General features: G+C 42.2%; 12 protein-coding genes, 1 other RNA gene and 2 pseudogenes. 11 read left to right on the top strand and 4 right to left on the bottom strand.

Features of this window, described 5'->3' with window-relative positions; translation table 11 throughout:
- The first annotated feature begins 25 nt into the window (after nt 1-25).
- The 3 genes and pseudogenes from DACET_RS01370 to DACET_RS01375 all read left to right on the top strand — a co-directional run.
- Nucleotides 26-1,120: a site-specific integrase gene (locus DACET_RS01370; protein ID WP_013009621.1), complete on the top strand. Its 1,095-nt coding sequence runs from the start codon at nt 26-28 to the stop codon at nt 1,118-1,120.
- Nucleotides 1,121-1,375: 255 nt separating this feature from the next.
- Nucleotides 1,376-1,593, top strand: a pseudogene (locus DACET_RS16490) (integrase core domain-containing protein); the annotation flags it as partial.
- Nucleotides 1,594-1,646: 53 nt separating this feature from the next.
- Nucleotides 1,647-2,081, top strand: a pseudogene (locus tag DACET_RS01375) (transposase family protein); the annotation flags it as partial.
- Nucleotides 2,082-2,453: 372 nt separating this feature from the next.
- Here the strand turns inward: DACET_RS01375 and ssrA are convergent.
- The 3 genes from ssrA to smpB all read right to left on the bottom strand — a co-directional run bounded on the left by ssrA (nt 2,454) and on the right by smpB (nt 3,992).
- Nucleotides 2,454-2,805: a transfer-messenger RNA gene (ssrA, locus tag DACET_RS15880) on the bottom strand.
- A 123-nt stretch (nt 2,806-2,928) separates the two neighbouring features.
- Nucleotides 2,929-3,480: an NAD(P)H-dependent oxidoreductase gene (locus DACET_RS01380; RefSeq protein ID WP_013009622.1), complete on the bottom strand. Its 552-nt coding sequence runs from the start codon at nt 3,478-3,480 to the stop codon at nt 2,929-2,931.
- Nucleotides 3,481-3,548: 68 nt separating this feature from the next.
- Nucleotides 3,549-3,992 (bottom strand): SsrA-binding protein SmpB, encoded by a 444-nt coding sequence (smpB, locus tag DACET_RS01385; protein ID WP_013009623.1) that lies wholly within the window; start codon nt 3,990-3,992, stop codon nt 3,549-3,551.
- A 119-nt stretch (nt 3,993-4,111) separates the two neighbouring features.
- Here smpB and DACET_RS01390 point away from each other — a divergent pair, with 119 nt between their 5' ends.
- A complete protein-coding gene (locus DACET_RS01390) occupies nt 4,112-4,528 on the top strand; it encodes a bacteriohemerythrin (RefSeq protein WP_013009624.1) in 417 nt (138 codons plus the stop codon).
- Here DACET_RS01390 and DACET_RS01395 read toward each other — a convergent pair.
- Entirely contained in the window at nt 4,525-4,773 is a 249-nt protein-coding gene (locus tag DACET_RS01395) for an FmdB family zinc ribbon protein (protein ID WP_013009625.1), read from the bottom strand. The two genes, DACET_RS01390 and DACET_RS01395, sit on opposite strands and share 4 nt — an antisense overlap.
- Before the next feature lie 309 nt (nt 4,774-5,082).
- Here DACET_RS01395 and hypE point away from each other — a divergent pair, with 309 nt between their 5' ends.
- From hypE to DACET_RS15295, 7 genes are all read left to right on the top strand, one after another.
- Nucleotides 5,083-6,066, top strand: coding sequence for a hydrogenase expression/formation protein HypE (gene hypE, locus DACET_RS01400; protein ID WP_041229784.1), 984 nt, complete (start codon nt 5,083-5,085; stop codon nt 6,064-6,066).
- Nucleotides 6,067-6,103: 37 nt separating this feature from the next.
- A complete protein-coding gene (locus tag DACET_RS01405) occupies nt 6,104-6,283 on the top strand; it encodes a hypothetical protein (protein ID WP_148214121.1) in 180 nt (59 codons plus the stop codon).
- Entirely contained in the window at nt 6,280-6,615 is a 336-nt protein-coding gene (gene hisI, locus DACET_RS01410; RefSeq protein WP_013009628.1) for a phosphoribosyl-AMP cyclohydrolase, read from the top strand. The genes DACET_RS01405 and hisI overlap by 4 nt, the downstream gene beginning before the upstream one ends.
- Nucleotides 6,612-7,634: a pilus assembly protein PilM gene (gene pilM, locus DACET_RS01415; protein WP_013009629.1), complete on the top strand. Its 1,023-nt coding sequence runs from the start codon at nt 6,612-6,614 to the stop codon at nt 7,632-7,634. Before hisI ends, pilM begins: the two co-directional genes overlap by 4 nt.
- A complete protein-coding gene (locus tag DACET_RS01420) occupies nt 7,634-8,659 on the top strand; it encodes a hypothetical protein (protein WP_013009630.1) in 1,026 nt (341 codons plus the stop codon). Before pilM ends, DACET_RS01420 begins: the two co-directional genes overlap by 1 nt.
- A 4-nt stretch (nt 8,660-8,663) precedes the next feature.
- Nucleotides 8,664-9,800 (top strand): lipid-A-disaccharide synthase, encoded by a 1,137-nt coding sequence (gene lpxB / locus DACET_RS01425; RefSeq protein WP_013009631.1) that lies wholly within the window; start codon nt 8,664-8,666, stop codon nt 9,798-9,800.
- A 98-nt stretch (nt 9,801-9,898) separates the two neighbouring features.
- A complete protein-coding gene (locus DACET_RS15295) occupies nt 9,899-11,065 on the top strand; it encodes a flagellar hook-length control protein FliK (RefSeq protein ID WP_013009632.1) in 1,167 nt (388 codons plus the stop codon).
- The last annotated feature ends 1 nt before the right edge of the window (nt 11,066 follow it).

Genomic DNA, 11,066 nt, shown 5'->3' on the forward strand with positions numbered 1-11,066 from the left:
ATTATAATCACTACGAGGTGTTTAAGTGAAGATTATCAAGAGTTTACAAGACGGTGACGTAGCTCTTTACCAGAGAGGTAAATACTACCACTGCCGACTGAAAGTGAATAATGAATATATTAAAAAATCATGCAAAACAAAGCATTTAAATGAGGCTGAGAAGTTCGCCTTAGACAAGTACCTTGAGATCAGGTACAGAGCGGAACATAACCTTCCGATTGAGTCTAAAAAATTCCAGAATGTTGCACATATAGCAATCAGGAACTTACAGAACCAACTGGATTCAGGGGACGGCAAGGTCGTCTATTCTCACTACATCGGATGCTTGAGGCGATATTTCATTCCTTTTTTCAAAAACAAAAATATCGACCTGATCGGGTACAAAGAAATGAAAGAGTTTGACGAATTCAGAAGAAAGAAAATAGGTAGAGTCCCATCTGCATCGACTATCAAGACTCACACTTCTGCCCTGAACTATGTCTTTGACATTGCAATTCAGCATCAGTGGATATTGAAGTCACAAATTCCACACCCCAAAAATCAAGGTCGGAAGGCAAGCAGAAGACCGCATTTTACCAAAGATGAGTACAGGAAACTCGTTAGGAACATGACTGAATGGTCTAAGACAGGTCACAGAAAAACAACTAGAGATATGAGAGTGCTACTGAGAGACTATGTACTGATTCTGGCACATACTGGCATGAGGTGTGGTAAGGAAAGTCTAAACCTTAAATGGAATCAAATCGAGTTCTTTAAGCATAATGGTGATGAATATCTCAAGTTCTATGTTGATGGAAAGACAGGTAAAAGAGAACTGATTGCTCACAATAATATAAGAACCTATCTGGAACGGATTAAGGACAGGTTCGAGGATTTGAAAGATTTATCTCTGAAAGAATGTACCAATTCAAATGAGTATGTTTTCAGAACTCCTGACGGTCGGATACCGGGAAATCTGCTTAGAAGTTTTGAACAGCTTCTGGTTTATTGTGACCTGTTACATGACAAGTACGGAGACAGAAGAATGAGACGTGTCAAGAATCTACTGGAATTAAGAAAAATGGAGGCGGTGGGAATCGAATTGAAAAATTCCTTTTTTATATCAGTTATTTATAGTTAACATCCGTGATGGGCAGTGACGTAAAGTGATAACAGTAAAAGGCTTTCCATTTTCATTCGCAAACCCTCTGAAACCCTTGTTTTATAGGCCTTTTTGGCCAAAAATACGAAAATTCTACGAAAGTTTTGTCACACCTGGGTTTTTACCGGATATTCGGCAGCTCCTTCGCAACCTCAATATACCACTTCGCATTCTTTTCAATAATACTTATATAGGATATTTTGAAATTTAAAAGACCTTTTATCTTTGCGTGAAGTTGAGCTTGAATTTATACAGCTAGGTAAGCCATTTAGAACTCTTACATTGAGAGATTCAACAGAACATATAGAAATGAAATTCTTGACTTCTATATCTTCGATAGCTTCTAAGAAGTCAGAGCTAAAACAGAATCATGGATTGATGAATATAACAATGAAAGACCACATGTGTCACTAGGCAACTTGAAACCTATGGAACGTACTGCAAATATTTGAAAAATCTAATAATGATATGATACTAAAATAGGTGTGGTTACAAAGAGAAGATCGCCTGGGGCGAGCTTGAGACTGAGCATGTCGGTTATCTGGGAGCTCAGGATACTTTCTACGTTGGGACTATGAAAGGTGTCGGCAGAATCTATCAGCAGACCTTCATAGATACCTACTCCGCTGTCGGCTTTGCAAAGCTCTACAACACCAAACAGCCTATCAACTCAGCTGATATGCTCAACGACAGAGTTATACCTTTCTTCAAATCATACGGCGTGCCTCTGCTGAGAGTTCTGACTGACCGTGGAACTGAATACTGTGGTAAGGCTGATGCTCACGACTTCCAGCTGTTCTTGGCTCTGAACGACATCGACCACACTAAAACTAAGGCTAAAAGCCCTCAGACTAACGGGATCTGTGAGAGATTCAACAAAACGATTCTGGATGAATTTTACAAAGTCGCTTTCAGAAAGAAAATCTACCACAGCATAGAAATCAGAGAAAGGAAAATGGTTACAATTACGATTCTGCTCATAAATCACCTCATGTTTTTAGATGTGATTAATAATAATGGCAGGGTATGACAGATCATGTCGCACTGATAAATTGTATATTTAATAGATGGTCAGCTGTGTAAAACATTGGACTATCATTTAATATATATTGAGATAAAGCAGTACGCTGAAAATGTAAGAATTTAGCGTGTAATTAACCGAGAAATAGGCATAAACTATTTATAATAAAGTAGTTAACTTTTTACAAAAACACGTCTCTTGTAAGCTGTTGATAAATAAGGAAAATTCTGAACGAAAAAAATACGAAAACGGCCTATTTGAAATATAAATCATTGATAATAAAGAAGAAATAAATGGAGGCGGTGGGAATCGAACCCACGTCCGAAGTATGTTCAGTCAAAGGTACTACATGTTTAGTCTTTGCATTAATCTTAGCTTTACGGCAGGGGCAAAGACGACCCAATCGAAAAGAGCATCCTCTTAGTTTTGCCTGATGCCCGAGGCATCACACCAGACTATCCCACTAAAGTTTGTGCCCTCTACAAGACCGCGGGAGTGCCTTCGCAGAGGACATCGCCACTAATTAAGCAGCAGCGAGTGTGTGTTCGTTGTTTGCAATTACTTGCGTTGGCTTGCTAACCGGGTAGCCGCCCCGGACATGCACCTAGAGACCTACGATCCCCCGTCGAAACCGTGCGCCCCCGTATTCTTTTGTAAAATACTGAAAACAGTTCAGCGTAAAACGCCTGCACAACCCAAAAAGATCATGCAGGCGACATTACTGCGTACATAGTATTATAGTTATTAAACAGATATTTGCAAGTTATTATAATTTCTCAAGCACTTTAGCGAGTTTTTCGCCGTGTGCTTTTGCTTTTGCCTGGATAGCGTTTTTATCACCAACCATGTCTGGGATGTAAAGCATTCCGTTTGAAAAAACTGTATCACTGACAATCATATTGACGAAATTTACAGACTGAATGATAGGTGCGAGAAGCTGTGTCACGCTGTAGTTGTTTGAGCCGCTGACAGAGTATGAGTCTGCCGGTGCGCCTGTTGTGAAGGACAGCACTACTTTTTTACCTGCGAGCTTGTCGCCTCCAGGGCCATATGCGAATCCGAATGCCAGCACATCATCAAGCCATTTCTTAAAAATTGCTGGCAGGGAGTACCAGTGGAACGGAAATTGAAAGACAATTACGTCTGCGTTTGTCAGCGCTTCCTGTTCTGCCTTTATGTCAAATTTGAAATCTTTGGAAACTTCGTTAAGGTTTCTTATTGTTATATGTGGCAGATCCTTTACATAATCTATAATAGTTTTATTGGAAAGCGAGTTCTGTTCATTTGAGTGTCCGTAAACTATGAGAACGTTTTTCATGGTTGCCTCCTGTTTTATATCTAGATAGATATATCTTTAGCCGTAAATGTCAAGGGTTAAAAAGAGACTTATTTTATCTTAAGTTCTCTACCCATTTCCCGTTGGAGGTCTCTTTCTTTAAGAACCTGGCGTTTGTCGTGGGTTTTCTTCCCTTTTGCCAGTGCGATTTCGAGTTTGATCAGTCTGTCTTTCTGATATATTTTTAGGGGGACAAGAGTCAGCCCCGCTTCTTTAATCTTCCCTATCAGTCTGTCAATTTGCTTTCTGCGCATGAGTAGTTTTCTGCTTCGTGTCGGCACATGGTTGTTCCTGTTCCCCTGAAGATATTCGGGTACATGGGAGTTCACAAGGAACACTTCATTACCTATGACCTTAACAAATGCCTCTTTCAGGCTGACTCGTGAATCCTTTATAGACTTCACTTCTGTTCCGGTTAACTGAACACCGGTTTCAAATGTTTCCAGTATCTCATAGTCAAAAAAAGCTTTTTTGTTTTTTGCAAATACTTTCATATAAATCCTTGCTAAACAATATCATTTATTCGGAGATTTAAATAGTTAAAATACACTTTTTTAATTGAAAAACAACTCCTGAAATGAGATAATCACTAAAAATTACAGGCGGGGAAAGGATGGCTGTTTATAACGAACAGTTTTCCAATGGGATACCGTTTATGGCTGCCTCTGCAAAGAGGTTTATTTCAGAGCTGAATAAGCTCGCCAATGCCATGAAAAGCGGAGAGGGACGTCAGTATGTTATGTTTACACTTCATTACCTGAAAGACTACTGTGAAACCTATCTTGCATTGGAAAACAGAATCATGCTTAAGCATTGTTTTTATGACGAATCCAACCATACAGCACTTCATGCAGGGTTCAAAGAGGATGTGCAGAACCTTATCCGTAGATACGAAGAGTGCGGTTCAGAGCACAGTATACCTTTGGCTGTCCAACAGCTAATGGCTGGCTGGCTAATGCGTCACATCGGCAAACAGGACAAAGTGCTCAGTGATTATCTTATGTCTATGCTGAAAAAGAAACAGACCTAAGAGCTTGCAGCCGGGCATGTTTTACATGCTTCTTTCGACGATTTGGCAGGACATCCGCCGTTGTCGTTGGAGTAGCCTTGTGAGTACCAACCGCCCCCTTTTAGGTGGAAAGCGGATGCTGACATTATTTTAATCGCTTTTCCTTTGCATTCCGGACACTCTGTTTCTTCTGAAGCAGAAGAGATGCTTACAAGTTTTTCTGTAACTTTTCCACATTTTTCACATGCATATTCGTAAATAGGCATTTGTTCACCTCTGTCATTCTATATTCCAGCAAACGAATATAACGCATACCTGATAAAATTCAAGCAAAAAATATTTCTCAACTTTAAGTTAAAAACTGATGCGGGGGTGATTATGCCGGTTATCCTTGTTACAGTTTTTTTGCTTGTTTGTTTATTATGGAAAGGTTTATAAGCAGGAATGGGGGATTTCCGTGAGGTACGTTTTCGTATACGTATTGTAGAAGATACGGGGAGTGCGGCCTCTTGAATTTGGTCTGTTAAAATCTTAGTAAATAGGTATAATGTTAAGTATAAAGATAGGCGGTTGAAATGGAGAAGATAACCATGGCAGTAGGGAGCGGCGGAACGTCCTCCCGTTCATTTGTTTCAGAAATAATTTTTTCAAGATTAGGCAACGAGCACCTTTTAAAAGCGTCCGATGCCGCAATAGTTAGCACATCCGGCAGGACAGCTTTTACAACAGACAGTTATGTTGTCCGACCTGAGTTTTTCCCCGGTGGAAATATCGGCAAAATAGCCGTTTGCGGAACTATAAACGATCTTCTGGTTTCCGGTGCGAAACCACTGTATCTCTCATTTGGGCTTATTATGCCGGAGGGGTATCCTGTTGCAGACCTTGAGCGTGTTATAGACAGCATGGCAGAGGAGTGCAGAAAGGCAGATGTGAAGATAGTGTGCGGTGACACAAAGGTTGTGGACAAAGGCGGCTGCGACGGTCTCATAATAAATACATCCGGTATAGGGGAATCACTGCGGGACTATACGGAGCCATATAATATACAAGAGGGTGATGCTGTTATCCTTACATCTGATGTTGCAAGACACGGTATGAGCGTTATGCTCGCAAGGGGAGAACTGGGCTTTGACGGTGAGGTTCTGTCTGACTGCGCATGTTTGAAAGATGTTTTTAGTGCAGTGGAAAACCTTAATGTTAAATTTGCCAGAGATGCTACCAGAGGCGGTGTCGCTGCCGTACTTAACGAGATTGCCTCGGACAGCGGCAAAGGATTTCTTATGCGGGAGACTGATATCCCTATGGATGAAAATGTCGGCTATCTTTGTGATATGCTGGGGTTTGACCCTCTGGCAGTTGCTAACGAAGGACTTGCGGTTATTATAGTAAGTGAAGAAGATGCCGAAAAGGCACTTTCAAATATCTGCGCCTGTGAAAACGGACAGAGAGCTGCTATCGCGGGACGTGTGGAGGGCAAAAATGTTATTCTGGAGACATCCATCGGCGGTAAAAGACATATCGAAATGCCTGCTGGTGAGCTTTTGCCTCGTATCTGTTAGCTTTGTTACAGCATGCGGAACGAGCAAAATCAGTATTGTGGAAGAAAAATGCGGGATTTGCCATAAGGCAGAAATTGTTTATAAGCGTAAACTTACAAAGGCTGAGTGGGACAGAGTTGTTTATGCCATGAAAATCCGAGGGCTTAAGATCAGCGCTTCCGAAGAGAAAACGCTGAAAAGTGAACTCTACAAAAAACTTGGCAAAGAGGATAAATGATAAAGATAGACTGGAAAAAACAGGGAGGGCTTCTCCCTGCGATAGCGCAGGATGTAGAGACCAAAGAGGTTCTGATGCTTGCCTATGTGAATAAGGATGCCTTACGGCTGTCTTTTGAAACAGGATATGCACATTACTACTCCCGGAGCAGGGATCAGCTCTGGAAAAAAGGCGAAACCTCTGGTCATCTTCAGAAGATAGTCAGCGTTTTTTTAGACTGTGACGGCGATACTATACTTTATCTGGTTAATCAGACGGGGGCTGCCTGCCATACCGGAGAGAGAACGTGCTTTTTTACAAGACTGGAGGATGTCGGAGAGTCTGATACATGAGCAAACTCCTGACGGGTGTGGATATAGGTGCATCCAATATCAAAATTGTTGGACTGAAAGAGAAGAAAGACAGTTTTGTTGTCAGTAGTATAAATATATTACCTACACCTGCCGGAGCTTTTTCAGGCGGTACAGTCGCAGATACCGATGTGCTCGCAAAGAGCCTGAGTGAGTGTGTGAAAAAGTGCAGGGGCGCTGAAAAAGATATAGCACTTTCTCTCAAAGGGGCTGATGTCGTTGTTAAGCGTATCGCTCTGCCGTGGAATGGTAAAGGGCATTTCACCGAACAGTTTCTGTGGAGTGCAGAACAATATATAGGTATGAGCTCAGAGAGAGCTTCATTTGATGCTCAGCTTCTGCATTACGACAGAGAGACTCAGACGGCGGACGCGGTTCTTGCTGCTGCTTCTAAGGTGAAAGTTGCAGACATGCTTGATTTGGCTTCCCAGTCAGGATTGAATCCGGTTGTTCTTGATATTGAATCTCTGGCACTGGTGAACCTTGTGACCTTTTTCAAAGGGCCTCAGAAGCATATAAATGCTATCATTGATATCGGGCATGACGAGGTTCGTGTTATTTTTTATGAGAACGGGCACGTGGATATGGTTAAAACCATCAGGAAGGGGGGGCGTTTCATGGCGGAAGACCTTGCTTCCGACCTCGCTATAGACCCGGCTCAGGCTGAAGAGATGATTCGTAATAACGCAACAATGAAAAATGATGCTGACGCTCAGGCTGCTGCCGCTGCATATGGGAATAATCTCGGGGCAGAGATAGAGACTACCGTGGATGTATATATTCAGGAACGGGGAAAAGAGCCCGTAGATTTTTTTGCATGTGGGGCTATGGCTTATGTCGCTGATGTAGTCGAGAGTATTGAGAGTTCGATGGGTGCCGCCGTGGCACATGTTGACCCTTTCAAATATATAGAGCTGCCCGCTAGTATGCGTTCCCTTGTTGATGGGTGCGGTTCGGGTACATTTGCCCTTGCGTGCGGGCTTGCCATGAGGAAGGCGTAATGAACAAAATTCTGTTACTGGTCTTTTTACTGACATGTGTTTACGCTTGTACAGGTTTTCAACTGAAACCGGAACCACTGGAACCGCCCCCGCCTCCGCCTGTGTCGGAAAATCCTGTTACGTCCTATGTCTACAGGATAGGCGGCGATCTTAATATCGAATTTGCCATTGCAGACGATAGCTGGGACTATACCGCTGTTATGAGTAATGACGGTGTGACATTCACTCTTGTTATTAAAGATGTTGAGCGCGAAATGGGAGATCTTGAAGTTATACGTCCGCTGAAAAGTGTGGATAAAACCGAGTACCCGAGCGGATTCAGGCTCGTCTTTCATCTTGCAAGCAGACACTCTGCCTATACCCTTAAGAACGATCTCGGACTTAAAGTTGTTCTGACTGCTCTTGATCCTGACATGGAAATACTTTCCATGAACACTTTTGGCTCATGGGCAGACCCTTTGCGCCCTGCGGAAGCCTTTCAGGGGACTTTTGCTGACGGTGGAAAAACAACTGTAAAATTTGACGGTCCTCCGCTTTACTCTGCCGGAGAAGCAGGCGGGAGGAACTACATAGATGTTTTCGGAGTTAATATTATTCCGGGGACAATAAAACATCCGGCTTTGGTTGCATCTAATAATATGGACGGGAAAACCAGACTGATATTTAATAAGAAAGTTGATGTCTGTCCTGATAACTATTCACTTATAATAGGCGAAAAATGCAAAGGTTATAGCGGACTTTCAGGATTCAGAAGAGAAAAAAACGAAAAGACGGAATCTTTTGAGTTCAGATTGCCGGGCAGACCTGATATGACAGTGCGTGAGATGAACGGTATAGTTGCATTCGGCTTTAAAGATGCTAAACTTTTTTCAAAAGTTCTTCAAAGGTTTGCGGTAAGCTATGTTTATAAAGTTGAAGCGAGAGAGAAAGACGGCATGCTCTGGCTTATATTTCTCTATAACGGTGATCTTAAATATAGAAAATATTATTCCGGCGACAGGTTTTTTGTTGTCTTTTACAGGTGATTGATTGAAACATCTAAAACTTTTTATCATGGCTGCTGAAAAATCCGGAGATGCTCATGCCGGTTCACTTATCACTGCACTTAAAAAGCGGTTTGACGTGACTTTGACAGGTACGGGTGGTCCGGATCTGAGAAAGCATGGACAGGTTCAGCTTTATGATATAAAAGACCTGAGTGTCATAGGTCTCGACGAGGCTCTGAAAAAACTTCGTTTTCTCTTCAGGGTTAAAGACAGGCTTATTCAGGAATTAAGTGAGAACAGACCTGATGCCGTTATTCTTGTTGATTACCCGGGGTTTAACCTCCGTTTTGCCAGAGAAGTGCAGAAGCTGGGAATACCTGTTATATTTTTCATATCACCGACATTCTGGGCATGGAACTATAAGCGTGTATATAAACTCCGTGATTATTGTGATCTTGTGCTTTGTATATATCCATTTGAGGAGGAGATTCTCCGTAAGGAGGGTGTCAATGCGAAGTACATAGGTAATCCTCTGAAAAGTGATATTAAATTCAAGTGTGCAGACAGAGATGAATTTCTGGCAAAAGGGAAATTTGAACCTGATGCGAAGATAATAGGTATGCTCCCCGGAAGCCGTAAGCGTGAGATAGAATCTCTGCTCCCTGTGATGATAAATGCTGCTGCCTCTCTGCCGGAGTATGAATATGTGCTTGGTGCCGCTGGCGGTGTGGACGAAGATTATATCAGAGAAAAGATAAAAGGGACGAGAATACGCTTTGCCACGGGGCTTACCCATGACATTATGAAATATTCTGACGTCTTATGGGTATGTTCTGGTACTGCAACTCTGGAATCAGCCATAGTAGGCACGCCTCTTATACTGCTTTATAAAACAAGCTTTCTGACATATCAGCTGGGCAGGCTTTTGTACAGGCTGAAATATATCGGTATGCCTAATATAATTATGAAAAGAGCCGTTGTCCCTGAACTTGTTCAGAGTGACGCCAGCGCATTTAACCTTGTCCGTTACACAGAAAAGATTCGAGACGAATACGAGAGTGTTAAGTCTGATCTGAAAGAGGTAGGGGACTTCTTTCCCGACACAAATGCCTCTGAAACAGCCGCAGAGGAAATAAATTCCTTTATGGAAAAAATAGCTGTGGAAAAAACTGCCGGCTAGTATCGACCTTATCGTTCAAAACTTTAGATAAATCATCATTTTTTATTATTTTTTCAATTGGCATCATATTTTCTATTAAATGACCGGAGGAGTCTATTATGGAGAATATGTCCATTCTTAATCTTTTCAGCGCACAGGCAAAAGTACAGGTGCCTAAAGTCACTGAAACGACAGGGACGCAGCAGGGAGAATTTGAAAATGTTTTCAAAAAATACCTTGATCGTTCAGATAGTTCAGACAATACGCTGAAAACAGACACTGCAAAACAAGAGAAGAATAGCGTTGAAGCGGAAGAACCGGAAACGCCTGAAGAAGTTATAGATAACCTTGATATTCCGGAAGAGCAGAAGGCGGAGCTTAAGCGTATGCTGGACGAAGCAGATTCTGCGGAAGATGTAGCTGTTTTTCTGGATGCGCTCATTGAAGTTACACCAGTCGAACCTGAAGAAGTTCTTACACAGATAGCTATGAGTATATTAGGTTCCGAACAGGAAGTAACACCTAAGGAAAGTATGGTTCTCGAACAGTCACTTGATGAGATTGCCGCTATACAGTCGGCACAGGCAGCACCCATACTTACACTTGTGAAAAACGAGGTAACCCAGACAAAAGCTCAGTCACAGACTCAGTCAGATGTGCAGGCTGGTGTGCAGGTTTCTGCGGACAGTGGCCAAGGGGAGTCAAAGAAAGAGACTCTTATGAATATGGTGCAGCAGAAAAACTCAGAGCAGCTTCCGGCAGATCTGAAAGAAAAAATAGCCGAGCTGGTTAATGCAAAGCAGGGTTCGGAGAAGACAACAACTGAAACGACTGACACAGGCTTTACTATTAAAACAGAGCTCACCGAGAAGGTGATTACAACAGAAGTTAAAATTGAGAGCCCTAAAGATATAATGAAATTTGCCGAGCTCATTGAACTTGCTAAAACCCAGAAGGTGAATAAGCTAAACATCCAGCTTCATCCGCAGGAACTTGGCAAGGTGAATATTGAGCTTACCGAACAGGCAGGGAAAATAACCGGCAAAGTTATTTTTGAATCAGAAACCGCAAAGCATCTTTTCAGCTCGAACTCTGAAGCACTTCGACAACAGCTTGCTGACAAAGGAGTAATTGTGGAAAACCTTGAGTTTATCTTTAAGGATTTCAGCAATGGAGAATTTGCGGGATGGGAAGGGAAAGAAGGTAAGAAAAGCGGCGGCGGAGCATCAGCTCTTATGCCTGATATAGAAGAAGAGGCTGATGAAGCAGATGGTATTTATGCCTGAC

Source organism: Denitrovibrio acetiphilus DSM 12809 (assembly GCF_000025725.1).
In the GTDB taxonomy this organism is placed as follows: domain Bacteria; phylum Chrysiogenota; class Deferribacteres; order Deferribacterales; family Geovibrionaceae; genus Denitrovibrio; species Denitrovibrio acetiphilus.